We start from the raw sequence: 16552 nt of genomic DNA on the forward strand, positions 1-16552 counted from the left end.
TTACGCAGAATTTTTGCATTTGAGTATTTGCTATGTGAAAATACCCAAAATAGAAAAATTGTTTAAATGTGAATTATGAATTGATTTTGTGATTAAATATGGGATTTGATCTTGTTTTAGATCATATTACAACAATCAAAAAAGATGTAGATTATGTAAGAACAGTATTGAATGATCATCTTCCAAAAGAGGATGCTAGTGGAAGAGCTTGGGTTTGTTTGCCTGCTTTTGCTCTTGAACAAAATGAAAGAGATCAGATCATCGAAATATCAGAGTCAATAGTGACAAGAATTGCCGAAATTAATCATGAATTAAATCATGATAGTTGGGAGCAATACACACAAAAAATTACTCAATCTGCCACACAACTTTATTCCATTGCACTTCAATTAAACAATGAACAAACCCCTGATGATGCTTCACTTTTTCAACCTTCATGGGATTTACTAAATGACATAAATTTTCTTGAAAGAGCAATCAAAGTCACTAATGCGATGAATAAGGGTTCATCTGAAAATAAATATTCTGAAAATCAAGTTAATGCAACTATAAATGAAATAGAAAAGAAAAAAAGAGAAACCAGACTGAAAGCATATAACAAATTAGATCCCGACCTCAAAAAATTACTAAAAAATCTTGAAAATCAAAACAGCAATGTATTGGATCGTTTTGTAGATAAATTATTACACTTGTCAGGTTTTGATACTGAAATTTATGATCCTGTTATTGCAGGAAATATCGATGTTATTGCAATTGATTCATTACACGAAATAATATGTATTTGTGAAAATACCACTGGAAAGATATCTAAGAAGAAAGTAGATCAAATCGTCGGTCGAAAAATTGAATATGAAGAAGAATACAAATCATGGAGCAAACTCATAGTGTATCCAATTTTGGTTTGCACTGCTGATGATACATTCACAGATGATCTAGCAAGAAGAGAGTGTGTGTTGAATGGAGTCAGCGTATTAAGCAAGAAAGAGTTAGAAGAGTTAATCAAAAATCTCAAAAAAGGAAAAATAAGTACTACTCTTTTTGCAGAATATGTTAAAAAGAAAATTCCTAAAAACTAGGTGTTTTTTAAAGTTCTAATGAATAATCTCCAGTAGGAATATCATCAAAAAAGGTTTTGTTACCAATTATTGTATCAAAATCAAGTTTTTGTCCCTTGAACTCAGGCCATTCAATTTTGGGTTTGAAAACTTGTCTTACATAAAAAGCATATTTTGGATTGAGTGATTTTTTCACTTCTTTATCATTTTGGCAGAAATTACAATGTAAACATGCAATATCATTATCTTTCTTACACAATAGATAATCATGAACTCTTTTTACAATTATTTTTTCTTTGTTTTTTCTGTCTAAGATTCCTATTTTAGTTGGAGTTATTGAAAAAAATAACAACATAGCCCTATGATGAAGTATTTGATCATGGGTTTGTAACATGCTGAATTCAAGAAATTCAGATTTTGACATTTTTACCCTTGCCCAGTTACAAAATCGTTCATATTCTTTATCAAATTGTTTTTCTAGTTTTTTTGGAATTGTCAAGTCTTTTTCAATCATATGATCATCTCAACTACTTGGTTGTCCCATCCTCTCATCAAATCCATCTGGTTTGTATTGCTCTCGTTTGATTAATTCCCCTGAACCATTGAATGTGAAATTGTATTTCTTTGGTAGATCCTTTGGTGTTAGTACGTAGTAATCAAAATCACCCAAATCCCCAGAGAAGTCATTAGTCCAGACCAAGTCAAAGATTCCATTAAGATATGTGATTTCATCATGGATTCTTTCCCATTCTGCACCGACATCAATTGGTTGTTGACTAGGATCATAAGATGTTCCGTCATCATGGGGTTTGACATAGAGAGAGTCCTCTCTTTTTGAATTGTATTGCTTTACATAGTCAGGATCACTATTTGTCAAATCCCTCAAATTCATATTCTTTAGCAAAGTATCCCCATAGTAGAATTTACCATCTTTTACGCAGAAATTATGATTACGAAATATCATGTGAAAAAGAGTGGTCTTTGTCTCATGTTTTTTGAATATGATTCCTAATTGCTCAGGTCGCATTATTCCACGATGGGCAAACATGCAAAACAACGCCTTTTGAAACTCTTCAGATGCAGTATAGTACAAGAATAATCCATGTCTTTTACTAGATTCATTTTGCTGTAACAATTTTGCAGAATCCTTTAGAACTATTGAATTATGTCTGCAACGAAGTGCCATCTCTAGGAAATCATTTGATGAAAACTCGGTAATATCTACCATATCGTTATGATGAAACACTCACAAAAATAGATGATGGAATTAGTGCAAAATCGACTCTTAATTTCAGGAAAAATCTCAAATTCCTAGATCAGTATTATTATTTGTTCAATGTTACACCATTATGGATCTTCCCAAGACAATAGTATCTCTAATCATAATTGGACTTGTAATTTTTGTTGGAATTTTTGTTTTCAAAGAGATGGCGGTTACACTTTGGAACCTTAGTCCATTAACTAGTGTAGGTTTTGTAGCAAGTATCGGTATAGCAATTTGGAAAGGTCGTCTAGGATTAGACCAAGGCGAAGAAAATATACGGATTCTAGGTCTTATTTTTGTTGGAACAATAATATCATATGCCGCAACCAGTCAACTACCAAACCTTTGGAATAATGTTGTAGCCGGAAACTTGGTAGGGGCAGCTGTTATAGCCATAGTAATTCTGATTTTATTTTTTAAAGGACAAGAAATCAAAAACTCCTAACACATCAAATTTAGTGCAAAATCAACCCTCTAAATTCTAAAGAATAAGGGAAAGTTAGTGCAAAATCCATGCGGCTAACTATATCCCCAGCATGATTATTTCGGGAATATAGACAGAGCCCTAGAAATGTCACAAATAATGAGAAATTTAAAAAAGACCATGGTCTGGTTTAGCGTTTAATTACATGTTTTCTTATTGATTCCTTATAACGCATCATATTGAATAGTCAATAGAAAAAACAAATGGAATTCATTGATGCAAAAGCAAAAAACCTCTATGAAACATCACAATATGCACGTAGTCTTATCGAAGCAAGTCTGGATCCGCTAGTTACAATCAGTCCAGAAGGAAAGATTACTGACGTAAATGAAGCTACTGTTATTGTTACAGGCATGTCTCGTGAAAATCTAATAAACACAGATTTTTCCAATTATTTCACAGAGCCAATAAAAGCAAGAGAGGGATATGAGCGAGTGTTCAAGGAAGGTACCGTCAGAGACTATCCCTTATCCATAAAACATTCATCTGGACAAATCACCGACGTACTTTACAATGCATCTGTCTATAGAGATGACGAAGGTAATGTGTTAGGTGTATTTGCTGCAGCAAGAGATATCACTGAAACAAAGAAGGTTGAACAATTACTAGCAGAATTCACGGATGCAAAAGCAAAAACACAGTTGAAGCTCACGGATGCAAAAGCAAAAACACAGTTGGAGCTCACTGATGCAAAAGCAAAAACACAGTTGGAGCTCACTGATGCAAAAGCAAAAACACAGTTGGAGTTCACTGATGCAAAAGCAAAAACACAGTTGGAGCTCACTGATGCAACTGCATTATCAGAAAAACTAAAAGGAGTTGCAAAGGACGAATTTTCTACAATGATAACTCATGAGTTAAACACTCCACTTGTACCAATAAGAGTATACTGTAAGATGCTTAAAACATCAATGCTTGGCAAAATAAATGAGGAGCAAGCAGATGCAGTTACAATAATAGAAAAAAATGCCAAAAGACTTGAGACGCTAATAACGGACATCATGGATGTAAGAAAGCTTGATCTTGACCAGCTTAAATTCAACATAGGTAATTTATCTTTGGACAAGTTTTTTTCCAGTATTGATTCAGACTATAGGAGAGTCATGGAAAATAAACAACATCAGTTTATTACAAATTTACACACCAAAAACATGGTTATAAAAACAGACAAAACAAGATTGAGACAAGTTTTTGATAATCTATTAAGTAACGCAATAAAGTTTGTCCCAAAAAACAAGGGAAAGATCGAGATAGGCTCCATGAAAGAAAGCGACGCTCTTATTTTTTATGTAAAAGACAATGGTATTGGGATGTTACCAGAAAAACAGAAAAATCTTTTTCAAAAATTCTATCAAATTGACACATCGGAAAGAAGATCTGCTGGTGGAACTGGACTTGGACTTGCAATCTCAAGGGGCATAATGGAGAAATTGGGAGGCACCATCTCTATTCAAAGTAATGTAAAAACAGGAACAACGTTTTTCATACGATTACCGTCAAATGCAATAGTGGCATTATGAAATTGTAATATAGTATGAGTGAAGCTAGTATGCACCTATGAAAATATTAATGATTGATGATAATGAAGACATATCTACTGCGTTTTCTAAATATTTTATTCATCTAGGTCACGAGTGCTCTGTATCAAATAATGGACAAAATGCGTTAAGCATGATTGAAAACAATTCATTTGATGTAATTCTAATGGATATAGCAATGCCTGAATTTTCAGGATCTGACATTGTCGAGTCTCTTTACAGCCGTAATTTGATTAGTGATAAATTGATTGTTGCATTAACTGCATCATCTATTTCCGACGAGGAAAAAGATTTGCTGAAGAAAAGAGGCGTTCATTCCATACTGAAAAAACCAATTGATCCGGATGATCTACTAGATTATGTAAGCAAAATCAAAAAACAGATGCACATACATGAATGACCAACATGTTATCAACGAACTAGAACAGTTAGCGCTGATTCAAAAAAAGACATCAGAATTACTTGCCTCGCAAAGCAAATTAAATACAGATAACTCGGGTTTCCCATTCATACTTGATACACTAGATTCCTCAAATGATGTGACAAAAAAGATCTCAAAATTACTAACAGAAGCCACAGATGTAAAAGGCACATTGGAGAAAGTACATCATGGTCTCCGCACTCCGATGACTCCGATATTGGCATACACTGAGATGTTACTTGCAGATAAATTCGGTTCATTAAATGACGAGCAAAGGAAAAAAACACAGATCATCCATGAGAACACCAAACAATTACTAGACACAATTAACTCCTTAGATGACACATTATCACCAATACAAAATCAAGACGGTAAAACAAAACACGAAATAGATGAATTAAAACAGGAAAAAAAGATAACAGCAAAACTAAATAATTCTTTAACAAGCCGTCTGGATAAGCTACAGGAAGAAAAGAATGATCTTCAAAAAACAATAAAAAATCTGTCACATGAAAAACTAGAATCTGACCAAAAAAAGATATTTCTAAACAAATCCATCAAAACAGAACAAGAGAAAAATAGACACCTTTCCAAAAAACACCTTCTAACAATAGCTGTGGCTGGCATAGCGATAGCAGCAATTTCTGGAGGTTATTCCTTGTTGATAGTAGATCTGATGGGTCAAGAATACAGAGTGGCTGACATAGGGGAGGTAAAGTCAAGTTATGTCATACAGAATCTCAGAGGAGAAACAATGGACACTTGGCTTTCTTGGAGATTGGTTGAAGGAACCACACTTTATGTGAATGTAATTGACTCTAAAAAATATCCTGAAAGAATGGACATCATAAGAAAGGTTGTAAACTCAGATGAGGCAATAGAGATCGACAATTCCTTGCTGCACAAGGGGGCAAAGGGAACTACATCACTGTATTATTTGGGATGGGCAGGAGCATTGGCAGAAGCATCCAAAAAACCCACTGAGACATACATCCCAGACAAGCTAGAGATAATAGAATCCAATTCGGGGGAAGGCGACATCACCATCAGGCTAACTGACATGAGAAGCGGTGACGGGTATTCAGGGTTTACAAAATCAATTGCAGATAGCTCACAAAATCAGATTTTAAAATCGGAGATTACGATATACGATGCAAAAAACCTGTCCAAGGCACAGTTTGAGACCATACTGCGCCACGAGATGGGTCATGCACTAGGTCTTGCTCATTCTACAGCTTCTGAGGATCTGATGCATCCTATCATTAAGACTGAATTTCCTTACGTTTCAGAGTGTAATGTGGATGCAATAGCATCGCTGTATGACGGAAGCAAGAACAGCGAAGTCATTTGTGAGATTTAATACATTTTTGATGTTAAGAGATTTTAATTATTTTCAATAATTTTTTCTAATGTCTTTGTTCGAAATACAATTGGTTTATCGCTTTCCAGTTTCTTTTTCAACCTGTAAAACTCTCTTTTGTCCAGTCCAATTTCTAAAGCCTTTTCCAAAGTCAAATCCTCAATAATTTCCCGTAGTCTTTTTTGAAAATCCACATACTCTGTCTACCGTCAAACATTTTATCAATTGAACAAATCAAACACGAATTATTCCCATCTTCACCAAATACTGCAATCCCCTGACAAACTCCTCAGACGGAATCGCCCCATCTGACCACCACTTTGCGTTTGACTTTACCCATCCTTTTTCTTTTAGATAAATTAATGCACCTTGAATGACTTCTTCAGAGAGATTTAGTGCTGGTTCAAAATAATCCATCCCCATGTACCCAGTAGGATCTTTATTGTAAATATCCCGCATTATTTTCAAAATTTTATATGGTAATTCTTCATCCATTTCTCTTTCCTGATTGAATAGTTTTTTCCATCACTTTACATTTGAAAACTTTACTAAAAATCAGTAAAATCGTACACTCATAACATCATTTTTCATGCCTAAATTATTCATTTTACAAGTAAAATCCACGCCTAAATCTGTAAATTTTACACTATTTTTGTAAATTTATTCACGAGTTTACTGTATTTTAGAAAAAACACAATCTGTAAAATTTACTATGTTTTCAATTAATACAAAATGAGGAATTGTAAATTTTACTCAGTCAAATGAAAACTAGTTTTGTAAATACAGTAAAACAATTTTAGACTGTTTACAAAAGTAATCTCTTTTTGTTTCACACATACATAAATTGTTGTAAATTAACGCCTAAAATTTAGTAAATTCAAGTCTTTTCCTCAATGAATATATTCACATTTTGAATAATTCATTTTGTAAACTTGTTCTCATTATGAATATCATTGTCTCAATATGAGGTAAACAAGAATTAATTTATACAATTTAGTTTGTACATTATTTTTTCATAGATTTTTGTAGTCTTTCCGTCTGAAATATTCTTCTTGATATACCACAAAGTAGACTTGTTGATTCCAAGTCTCTTTCTGTCTTCAGGAGTCAGTGCAAGAATTTTCTTTCTTAACTGAATCGTATCCTCTCTTTGAATAATTAATTTTGGAACATCAAAGTCAAACTTTATCTTTTTATCTGAAATGTGGTGTGCAAGATTGCGAATATTGTCAAACAATACATTTTGATAAAAATAATTCTTGCCATTGTATGGAACTTTGGTGTTAAAGTTTGCAGATATTTTGTCTATCAGTAATTTTGCAGTCTTTTCACGCAGTCGCATGTTGTAATTCTCAGTAACGATAAAGTCGGATTTCTTGAGTTTTTTATCTTCCAGTAATTGTATTATAGATAAATCAATAATCCATCTGAACAATTCCTGTAAATCATAAATCAATGGAGTTCTAGATGGCGTGATTTCATGCAGGAATCCTATGGAGCCGTCAAGTCCTACTGAATTTACTACTTTTCGTATCTCTGATTCTAAAATAGCGTATCCATAATTGAACAGGGCATTTACCTCGTCTGATGCGTTATAGTTCCTAGAGTTTTCCTTGCTTTTACGCACATTAAACCCAAATTCAGGCACAATTTCATTGATTATTTTGGATATTTGCTCAAAATAGATTCCCGCAATCCTTCCCTCATACGTCATAAGATCAGAGTAGATTTTTTCAGAGTTTGTCTCTAGCCATTTTGATTCTTTTTCAAATGATTGTTTTATTTTTGGATAATTTACATTGTAATATTTTGAGAGTTGCTCCAATAGATTCTGAGAATGATTTACTTTTACTTGGATAATCTTGGTAGCAATGTTTCGTCTAAATGAGTCATCAAGGTATTTCTGATACTGTTTAATTTTCAATCCTCCTGACTTTGGCTCCTCAGAAAGTGTAACTGATAGCAAATTGCCATTCCAGTTTAACAAAGATAGATTGATTCCATGTTTTACAGTCCATCGCATTGCCTCAAATGAAATGTTTCCAGTATGACAATCAATGATAATACTATCGTGATCAATCTTGTGAGGATAGAATTCAAGTTTTTCTTTTTTTAGTTTGTTTGTAATGACTAGTTTTCTCTTATCAACATTGATGGATGTTCCAAATCCTGAAATTAACAAAGGGTTCATCTTTGTTTTTTCTCCGTTGGCTTTAAAAGATCTTTTGCTTCAGTGTAATCAATTACAAACCCCAAGACCATCTGTCCTGAAAATTTGTCTTTCTTCTTTTCTTTCTCAATTGATTTTTTGATTTTTTCTAAAATCATTTCTTGGATTTTTTCTACATACGATGTAGAAAGAATTTCTGAATCCAGATTCTTATCAACATACAGAAACGGATAGATGGCATCATTCAGTCTAAAATTCTTCAAGACCTCTTTTACTCCGGAATATCGGGGGTGATATGTTCCTCCTTCATTTCGTATACGATTAGTAATGTAGGAAATATCTGCTGATTGAAGAATCTTTTTGCCAGTATTTGTGACAGAATATCTTTTGTCAGATTCTTTGTGAATCAAATCTTCCTTGACCATATCTAGTAGAAGTTTTGTGATACCTGCTGGAGACAGTCCGCTTATTTTTAGCAGTTCTGTAAATCTCTGTGGAGAATCTTTTAGAGCATCCAAAATTACTGCTTTGTTCTTGTCTCTAGTGGATTTTTGTGCGTGGTATGAGTCATACATGGTATAGTTACTATACTTAGTTAAGTAAATAAGTATAGCTCAAATGCAAAATCCCATGTGCCAACTCTCAAAAAGAAAACCGCGATTTACAAAAAATCTTGGAGTAGCCTCAGTCCCGAAGAAAAAGACATTCGCATAAGGTCACTTGAGGTTGTTAATGAGGCACGTACTACAAACAAATCACTAACTAAAATTGCAAGACAAAACAAACTCTCAGTAAAAACAGTTCTCAGTCATACCAATGCCTTCAAAAAAGTAAGCAGAAGGTGGGTTGCAAAAAGGTTTGACAAGATTTCCCGCTCTATGATAATAAACGAAAAGGGAAAAATGATTTCAGTTGAGATTAGGGATTCAAGGCATGCCAGTACCATTGGCAAATATCACAATGCAAAAAAAGAATTTCTCAACACAGGAAACAGGAAAAAATTATCAGAGTTTTCCAAAAAGAAAATCAGAGACAGCAATGGAAAACTTCATTCTTTAGAGACAAGACCTAAGAAGATAATTGAAATCGAGGAGCGTGTAGAGCAAGAGCCAGACAGACCACAGGTGTATGAATTTGAATAGTGATATAGTTTTAGCATTATCTGTTTTCTCAAATGAAAGAATTATGAAATTACTTGATAATACAAAATCAGAAATCGACAATGCGCAAAAATGGATTGATGATTTATTCCATCAAACTAAACGGGAATCAAAAATCAAAAAACAAAGATGTGAAATTTGTAATTCAAAAGAGGATCTTTGTAATTTAGAACTTCACCATATCTCTGGGAGAAAACATGATTATCGAACTATAACTGCATGTCTTGCTTGTCACAGATGGCTATCAGACAAGCAGAAAACTTGGGACAAAAGATGGCTTGAAAAGAACCAACCTAAAAATCTCAGACAGGCATTTTTCCTTTTGGGATTGCAAAACATTTTGGAATTAAAGACAATCAAGACAGGAAACAGTATTTACACAGAATTAGCCTATTCATACAATGAAAAGATAAACGTCCTTTTGGAAAGATGGCAATGACCGGATTGCCTCTCTATTTTAGATGTTACACTGAGAAAAAAGGCAAGAAAAAGGACAAACCACGCCTAAAACTAGAGGCAAATCAAAACCTCGTTCTAGTTTTGGACACTGAGACAAGATCTGACGAATTTCAGGGACTGGTCTTTGGCTCGTGCGGGGTGTGGTCATTTGGAAAGTTACGACAATTCTACATATTTTATGATGACAATCTATCAGATCAAGACATTGAAAAACTCGTAAAAATTGCATCAAAGCACAAATGCGAATTACTCTCAAGAAAAGACTTTGTAGAGAAAGTATTCATTCCAAATGTTTATCGTGCAAGGGCAATCTGTGTAGGATTTAATCTGCCTTTTGATTTATCCAGACTTGCAATATACTCTGGAAAATCAAAACTTCAACACAATGGATTCTCTTTAAAATTATCAGAAAATAAAAGTAATCCTAGAATTGTAATTAAAAGTCTTGATGGAAAATCAGCATTCATCCAGTTTGCATCTCACTCTAAAACAGAAACTGAGAAAAAATCTAGAACCTATCGCGGTTGTTTTGTTGATCTCAAGACGTTTACATTTGCACTTACAAACAAATCCTATACTCTAAAAAATGCTCTGATAGATTTTGGTTCAAAATTTAGAAAATTAGATACGGACGAACATGGTGTAATGTCTGAAAATTATGTAGAGTACAACATCAATGACACTCTAGCAACACATGACTTGTACTTGCAAGCAATGAAGAGATATCTGACTTATCATATTCGCAAGCATGAAAGTGAATTATACTCTCCGGCTTCAATTGGGAAATCATATCTAGAACAAATTGGAATAGTGCCGTTCTTAAAACAAAATCCAGATTTTTCAAGGGAACTGTTGGGCTATGTCATGATGACATATTATGGTGGCAGAACTGATTGTAGGATTAGAAAGACCCCAACCAAAGTATCCTACATTGACTTTACTAGCATGTATCCAACAATCTACGTTTTATTACAGATGGATAAATTCCTTAAAGCAAAAAAGATAACTCATCATAAATCCACAAAGGAAACTCAGAAATTACTTGACACCGTAACAAAACAAGACATTACAAACAAAGAATTTTGGAAAAAATCGATAACCATCTGCAAGGTCATTCCAAATGATGACATACTGCCTGCCAGATCAAAGTACAACACACAAAATACTACCAATATAGGCATAAATTATCTAAAATCACGTGATAGTACTGCCATTTGGGTTACATTGCATGACTTGATTGGCTCCAAATTCTTATCCGGAAAAACGCCCAAAATACTAGAATCATTTACATTTGTTCCTGAAGGAATGCAGGAAAATCTCAAAGAAATTGATATTTTTGAAGGGATAACGGTAAAACCTGATGAGGATTTTATCCAAAAAATAATTGAAAAGAGATTGGAGATAAAAAATAACATCATGCCATTTGATGGTGCCATCTCAAAATTAATCCAGAATCATCTCAAGATAGTTGCAAATTCCGCGTCCTATGGAATTTTTATTCAACAAGATATTGAACATCCAAACAAAAGCAATGACGTTTCAGTGTTTGGCTCTGATGAGTCATTTGAGACCAGTGTGGAGAGAATAGAGAAGAACGGTACTTTTTTCAATCCTATAATGGGTGTTTTTCTGACATCTGGTGCCAGACTAATCTTGGCAACATCTGAATCACTTGTTTTAGAGAATAAGGGTTACATGGCATACTGTGACACTGATGCAGTTTTCATTTCCCCCGAACATGTTCAATTGGTTCAGGATTTCTTCAAGCCACTAAACCCGTACAAACATGACGTGGAGATGTTCAAGATTGAAGAGTATGAAGATGAAAACAAGAAAAAACATTTGGCAGACGATGTTTGGTTTTACGGAATATCTGCAAAGAGGTATGTTCTTTACGGATTTGAAAATGACGAGATTAAAATTTACAAGTATTCTTCACATGGACTAGGACATTTAGAAGGAGTAGACCATGAGCAATGGTGGAAAGATATTCTTGAATGTCATTACCATCCAGAAAGAAAAGACGAGATTATTTCAAAATACAAAAACAGACCTGCAATTTCTACACTGCGAGTAAGCACTTTTCCAATCTATGAAAGATTTTCAAAACTAAACAAGGGGAAATTATACTCTGATTCGATAACTGCATTTAATTTTTTTACCATTGGAACTGCTGTTCTGTCTGATCCTGAAACGGGCGAACCAATCATACCGATGATTCCAAAAGTTGATTCATCAAAACACACTCAAGTGCCATACATGGAATTCCTTGATCACAAGACAGGCAAGGTCTATCCTCATGAAGGCTCGTTAGATGCCAAAGAATATTGGAAGATGCTTGATAAGGTCTTTGAGGACTACATCAATCATGATGAAGCAAAATCAAACGGGGATATCGGAGTTTTAGAGCGCAAACACCTAGAGATTGACAAAAATTCCATCAAATACATTGGAAAAGAGGCAAACAATATTGAATTTTCAATGGTAAGGGGTGCCTTTGCAGAGGATAGCAACGAGTATGTGAATGAACAAAAGAGGATTAGAGAAATTATTGTAAGTTTGACTTTGAGAAAGGCTTTAGAAATTGGACTGGATAGAAGAGAGTTTTACAGGTTGAAAAAGAAACTGGAAAGTAGTAAGAGAATCATACTTAGAAAGAAGATCTTAGAAAAAATATCTAAAATTTTCTCTAAATAATGTCTAGATCGATTATGATTCAGAATATTTTTCAATAATCTTATAAAGTACTGAACCGTACTATACAGTATGGAAAATGAATCTGTTAATGTAGTGGTTTGTTCTATGTGTTTTCACAATCATTCTCAAAAATGTGATCATTTTGTGATGGATGGGTTTCCTTGTGACTGTCCACTTGGTATTCCTGATGCAATTACTGAGACATATCAAATTCTTGAACAACTCAATACATGGGCAAAAAATACTCTAGTTCGTCTCAAATACATAGAATGTGAACATCAATCTGAAGAAGTTAAAATTGGTATTCAGTGTGCTAGTAGAGTTTATGCATTATCCAGCATGTTTAATTCCTTAGTAATTCCGGATCTAGGAGATGAACATTCTCCTAGAACCAAGAACAATATGTGAACTAAAATGTCAAATCGTGGATGCCCAAAATGTTTGATTGTGTATACTATGATTTCAGATTCTACTCCAAACCCTATCTGTAAAAAATGTGGAAAATCTGTAGTTTATTGGGATGGAGATTTTGTTAAAACACTTCCAGATCATGCAGAAGTAAAATATGATCATATGTGGAGTTCGATTTTGGCAACTGAATTTGATATTGATTCAAATTATGATCCGGATAAATTCAAAAAGCCTAATGAAATATAACTTTAAACCCTTCAAAGACACTTTGTCAATGTCGTTAGGCACTTACATTAATTTTATAGATACAATATAGATTAAAAATTGGAAAAATGTTAATTTCATAATTTGATAATAGAAATACAACTATTTTTTAAAAATAAGAAACGAGAATAATCAAATTTAAATCATAGTGATTAAGTATGCATATATGGTTCTAAAACAATTAGATAATTTTACAAAAGATCTACTGGAAGATTCTTTAATAAAATATAAAGAATTTATGACACTTAAAGTCGCTAAGAAGGATTTTGAGTCGGATGCCCTAAAATACATGTACGTCAACGAGTTAAACTCTGCAGAAATTCTATTGAAGATTTTAGGTGAATCAAATAGTATTGAATTGGATATTCATAGTAAAATGATAAAAAGAGCAATATGTTCAGCAACGTATCATAATGGGGCAAATGTAGCTAATTTTGGTAATCAAAACCAAGCGTTTCAAAAAGAAATGTTTGAGAAACAAAAACGATATTTAGATGCATTTAATGAAATATTTGGATATTCTGGAATGGAAGAATTCCAAAAAGCCATGGTTGAAGTTAGTCCTAACAGATTATAAAAAATAGAATCCTCCAGCGTTCTAGATATGATTCACTATTGTTTCTCATTAGGATAGATGTGATTGAAATTTAATTCAATTAGCTAACTGTAACTTCATTTTCAAGATAGTGAAGTAATTTTCTATTTACAGCTTTGTTTTCATAAATTCCCATAACTGCACGATATTTCCCAACCTCCCAATTGGGTGGGATTTCACAAAGCCAAGATGCTGAAAATATATCGTCATCAAATTCAAGAGTTCCATTATCATTTATCGAATTCCAACTTGTAGGGTCAGGAATCCAATAATGCATATCATCAGGTGAAATCAATACAAGATCTAAAAATCCATTACGGGTTTTTCCTTTAATTGATGCAGATACACTAAATTTTTTGCCACGAACAATATTTTGTGGAATAATGAAATTTTGAATTTTGATACGCCCATATTCTAAAGAAGGAGTGACTGCTAAATTTTTAGGCGGTATAATTTGAATGGATGAGGTGTCAGTTATTCTATCCTGCGTGGACAATGTTTTGTCAGATGATTTTTTAGCAGTTAATTTATTTTTTAACTCTTCATTTTCCTTACGAAATTCTTCAAACTTGGTAAATCTTTTTGAAAGAATTTGTGAGAGGGATTTTTTTAATTCTTTTTGTAATTCTAAAACATTGTTGAAATTTTTATAGACAATTCCTGTTTGGGATTCTTGAACTTTATCGATAAATTCAGTTAATTTTACATCTCGACTTTTTTTTAAATTACGAACAAAAATTAATGTTGGAATCTGATATGTGCGAGCAGTTTCAAACTCTTTAATTGAAGGAGAGCTATATTCATCTCCAAAAATCCCTACATAGATGTGGGATGTTCTAACCTCTTCTAAAAATTCGGATTCAATAGGATCATCTGATGCAGAGCGATTTTCAGACCCTTCGGGTAAGAATTCAAAAGATTCGATTGTATCGTTAGCTATAATTCTTTCATTGAAAAGTTCATCTTCTTTACCGCTTACAAAAATCCGTAATTTCTTTTCGACCATAAAAATCTGTTAAATATTCTCTTTCATAAAGTAATTCATAGGTGTAGCCACAGAATTGTGTGGTAAACAATCAATTTTAAAAAGTGATTATCGATAAGATCGCTTATATTTTACCAATCTGTTTTTTTTAATTTCTTATTATTTGTGACATTTCTAGGGCTTTGTCTATATTCCCAGCAAGATTATTTCTATCTGAAAATCAAAGACTTTAATCAAATACAAAATTCTAATACTATCTTCTAATTCGTGTATCACTTCGTCGTATATTGTCAGTTAATTGTCTATAGTTGTAATGGCAGCCCTTGTTGCAGAACCAATCCACCCCTCCCAAATATTTCACATCATCAGATTTTCCACAATACATGCATTTTTTTGAATGTTTTGCAGCATCTTCTTTGGTCATATGCTATCTATGATTCCCATTACTCTTGTAGTTGTCTTTTTCAAATTCGTGATGGAATTAATGTAAAAATAAGAATAAAAAAATTAGAATTCAAACTAACAACTATTGAGTTGTTGCTGCTCTTTTCAATGCTTTTTGATAGTTTGTTTTCTTTGTTTTAGCAGATTTTTCTGCAGTTTTTAGAGCCTTCTTTACAGTTTTGATCTTGTTGTTTGCTTGTAGAAGTTCTCTTTTTCTTTTGTTTGCTACTAGTGTCGCTCGTTTCTTTGCCTTGCTAACTGTACCTTTTGCTTTTCTTACAGTTTTTCTTGCTTTTGTGGCAGTTCTCTTTGCTTTACTAGCAGTTTTTCTTACAGCTCTCTTTATTTTCCTTACAGGTTTTCTTTTAGCTGCACGTTTTTTTGTTGCCATGAGTGATCACGATAAAACATGAAGTAAATAACATGCACATCAGAATTTTTTTATATAAACTCAAATAATTTTACTACGAATTTTACAAACTATCAAAAAAAATTTTCAAATGCGTTGTACATTAGACTCTGATCTATGTTTGTTAGAGCGAGTTGTATAACGAACTCTACTGTTACAACACGGACATCTTGGAAATTTTTCTTGGTAATAGTAATCACAATTTTGACAAAAACATCCACCAGTAGTGTATGCTTCTTGTTTGGATGATTTTTCAAACACTATGCATTGATTTTTACAGTTTCCTAGTCCCATAATGATTCAATTCCAATTATCATATAGTGATTACAGATTTTGATTGATTTTTGATCGCATTTACTGTATACAATATGTTATCGCCTTCAGGCATAGGATTAGCACACTGTCCACATTCAGGTAAGATTACATTTGCATCATATTCTATTTCACCTATAGATTTTCCACAATCCTTGCAATAGATGGATTTTGTATCGTAGATATTCATTTTAAACTTCCTACATACCAAATGTTATTTTTCTAATTAAGGAAAATGATAGTTGATTTAATTCAAAACGAAATCAACTTGCCGTTTGTTTAATTATTTTACCGTGTTATGGGTTGCCCGAGGTGAAAGATATGCAAACTCACAAAACCAGCACATTAGATAGAATGGTACATGCACCATTTAGAAAGGTCATAAAATTTGATCTGTTCTGTATGGGCTTGGGTGTTGTAATGGGAATGGGTATTGGTGCCTTTATTGCTACCAATATTTAATTTCAATAACACCTCAACATGACAGAGGATATCTTCTGTCATTTTTTATTTATTTTACAAAT

The 16552-nt window shown here is 33.2% G+C and carries 23 protein-coding genes; 12 read left to right on the forward strand and 11 right to left on the reverse strand.

The window, feature by feature from the left end; all coding sequences use genetic code 11:
* Positions 1-98 precede the first annotated feature (98 nt).
* Positions 99-1076 carry a hypothetical protein gene (locus ACW9W4_RS05670; RefSeq protein ID WP_457761507.1) on the forward strand — a complete coding sequence of 326 codons (978 nt, stop codon included), beginning with the start codon at positions 99-101 and terminating at the stop codon, positions 1074-1076.
* Between the two features lie 7 nt (positions 1077-1083).
* On the opposite strand, the gene ACW9W4_RS05675 is transcribed toward ACW9W4_RS05670, so the two are convergent.
* Both ACW9W4_RS05675 and ACW9W4_RS05680 read right to left on the reverse strand, forming a co-directional pair.
* Positions 1084-1569: a hypothetical protein gene (locus ACW9W4_RS05675; protein ID WP_457761508.1), complete on the reverse strand. Its 486-nt coding sequence runs from the start codon at positions 1567-1569 to the stop codon at positions 1084-1086.
* A gap of 9 nt (positions 1570-1578) precedes the next feature.
* Entirely contained in the window at positions 1579-2283 is a 705-nt protein-coding gene (locus ACW9W4_RS05680) for a hypothetical protein (RefSeq protein ID WP_457761509.1), read from the reverse strand.
* 121 nt (positions 2284-2404) lie between these two features.
* Here ACW9W4_RS05680 and ACW9W4_RS05685 point away from each other — a divergent pair, with 121 nt between their 5' ends.
* The 4 genes from ACW9W4_RS05685 (at position 2405) to ACW9W4_RS05700 (ending at position 6122) form a co-directional block, all read left to right on the forward strand.
* Complete coding sequence (locus ACW9W4_RS05685) at positions 2405-2764, forward strand: hypothetical protein (RefSeq protein WP_457761510.1); 360 nt, start codon at positions 2405-2407, stop codon at positions 2762-2764.
* A gap of 242 nt (positions 2765-3006) precedes the next feature.
* Entirely contained in the window at positions 3007-4323 is a 1317-nt protein-coding gene (locus tag ACW9W4_RS05690; RefSeq protein ID WP_457761511.1) for a PAS domain-containing sensor histidine kinase, read from the forward strand.
* 37 nt (positions 4324-4360) lie between these two features.
* On the forward strand, positions 4361-4741 hold the full coding sequence (locus tag ACW9W4_RS05695; RefSeq protein ID WP_457761512.1) for a response regulator: 381 nt from the start codon (positions 4361-4363) through the stop codon (positions 4739-4741).
* Positions 4734-6122, forward strand: coding sequence for a matrixin family metalloprotease (locus tag ACW9W4_RS05700; RefSeq protein WP_457761513.1), 1389 nt, complete (start codon positions 4734-4736; stop codon positions 6120-6122). Before ACW9W4_RS05695 ends, ACW9W4_RS05700 begins: the two co-directional genes overlap by 8 nt.
* Before the next feature lie 23 nt (positions 6123-6145).
* On the opposite strand, the gene ACW9W4_RS05705 is transcribed toward ACW9W4_RS05700, so the two are convergent.
* The 4 genes from ACW9W4_RS05705 to ACW9W4_RS05720 form a co-directional block, all read right to left on the reverse strand.
* Positions 6146-6316, reverse strand: coding sequence for a hypothetical protein (locus ACW9W4_RS05705; RefSeq protein WP_457761514.1), 171 nt, complete (start codon positions 6314-6316; stop codon positions 6146-6148).
* 40 nt (positions 6317-6356) lie between these two features.
* Positions 6357-6617 (reverse strand): hypothetical protein, encoded by a 261-nt coding sequence (locus tag ACW9W4_RS05710; protein ID WP_457761515.1) that lies wholly within the window; start codon positions 6615-6617, stop codon positions 6357-6359.
* 484 nt (positions 6618-7101) lie between these two features.
* Entirely contained in the window at positions 7102-8313 is a 1212-nt protein-coding gene (gene cas1, locus ACW9W4_RS05715; protein ID WP_457761516.1) for a CRISPR-associated endonuclease Cas1, read from the reverse strand.
* On the reverse strand, positions 8310-8867 hold the full coding sequence (locus ACW9W4_RS05720) for a winged helix-turn-helix domain-containing protein (RefSeq protein ID WP_457761517.1): 558 nt from the start codon (positions 8865-8867) through the stop codon (positions 8310-8312). Before ACW9W4_RS05720 ends, cas1 begins: the two co-directional genes overlap by 4 nt.
* 57 nt (positions 8868-8924) lie before the next feature.
* On the opposite strand from ACW9W4_RS05720, the gene ACW9W4_RS05725 reads away from it, so the two are divergent.
* From ACW9W4_RS05725 to ACW9W4_RS05750, 6 genes are all read left to right on the forward strand, one after another.
* A complete protein-coding gene (locus ACW9W4_RS05725; RefSeq protein WP_457761518.1) occupies positions 8925-9434 on the forward strand; it encodes a hypothetical protein in 510 nt (169 codons plus the stop codon).
* Positions 9427-9891 carry a hypothetical protein gene (locus ACW9W4_RS05730; RefSeq protein ID WP_457761519.1) on the forward strand — a complete coding sequence of 155 codons (465 nt, stop codon included), beginning with the start codon at positions 9427-9429 and terminating at the stop codon, positions 9889-9891. Before ACW9W4_RS05725 ends, ACW9W4_RS05730 begins: the two co-directional genes overlap by 8 nt.
* Complete coding sequence (locus ACW9W4_RS05735) at positions 9888-12608, forward strand: hypothetical protein (protein WP_457761520.1); 2721 nt, start codon at positions 9888-9890, stop codon at positions 12606-12608. The genes ACW9W4_RS05730 and ACW9W4_RS05735 overlap by 4 nt, the downstream gene beginning before the upstream one ends.
* A 69-nt stretch (positions 12609-12677) precedes the next feature.
* Entirely contained in the window at positions 12678-13016 is a 339-nt protein-coding gene (locus ACW9W4_RS05740; RefSeq protein WP_457761521.1) for a hypothetical protein, read from the forward strand.
* A gap of 6 nt (positions 13017-13022) precedes the next feature.
* Complete coding sequence (locus ACW9W4_RS05745; protein ID WP_457761522.1) at positions 13023-13265, forward strand: hypothetical protein; 243 nt, start codon at positions 13023-13025, stop codon at positions 13263-13265.
* 184 nt (positions 13266-13449) lie between these two features.
* Positions 13450-13860: a hypothetical protein gene (locus tag ACW9W4_RS05750; RefSeq protein ID WP_457761523.1), complete on the forward strand. Its 411-nt coding sequence runs from the start codon at positions 13450-13452 to the stop codon at positions 13858-13860.
* A 79-nt stretch (positions 13861-13939) separates the two neighbouring features.
* Here ACW9W4_RS05750 and ACW9W4_RS05755 read toward each other — a convergent pair whose 3' ends face one another.
* From ACW9W4_RS05755 to ACW9W4_RS05775, 5 genes are all read right to left on the reverse strand, one after another.
* Positions 13940-14884, reverse strand: coding sequence for a DUF4062 domain-containing protein (locus tag ACW9W4_RS05755; protein ID WP_457761524.1), 945 nt, complete (start codon positions 14882-14884; stop codon positions 13940-13942).
* Positions 14885-15116: 232 nt separating this feature from the next.
* Entirely contained in the window at positions 15117-15287 is a 171-nt protein-coding gene (locus ACW9W4_RS05760; RefSeq protein ID WP_457761525.1) for a hypothetical protein, read from the reverse strand.
* A gap of 102 nt (positions 15288-15389) precedes the next feature.
* On the reverse strand, positions 15390-15698 hold the full coding sequence (locus tag ACW9W4_RS05765; RefSeq protein ID WP_457761526.1) for a hypothetical protein: 309 nt from the start codon (positions 15696-15698) through the stop codon (positions 15390-15392).
* A gap of 105 nt (positions 15699-15803) precedes the next feature.
* Positions 15804-16010: a hypothetical protein gene (locus ACW9W4_RS05770; RefSeq protein WP_457761527.1), complete on the reverse strand. Its 207-nt coding sequence runs from the start codon at positions 16008-16010 to the stop codon at positions 15804-15806.
* Positions 16011-16029: 19 nt separating this feature from the next.
* Positions 16030-16218, reverse strand: a complete 189-nt coding sequence (locus tag ACW9W4_RS05775; protein ID WP_457761528.1) for a hypothetical protein — start codon at positions 16216-16218, stop codon at positions 16030-16032.
* Between the two features lie 131 nt (positions 16219-16349).
* Between ACW9W4_RS05775 and ACW9W4_RS05780 the strand changes: the two genes are divergently transcribed.
* Complete coding sequence (locus ACW9W4_RS05780) at positions 16350-16490, forward strand: hypothetical protein (RefSeq protein WP_457761529.1); 141 nt, start codon at positions 16350-16352, stop codon at positions 16488-16490.
* The last annotated feature ends 62 nt before the right edge of the window (positions 16491-16552 follow it).

The sequence above is a fragment of the Candidatus Nitrosopumilus sp. bin_7KS genome, from assembly GCF_054095835.1.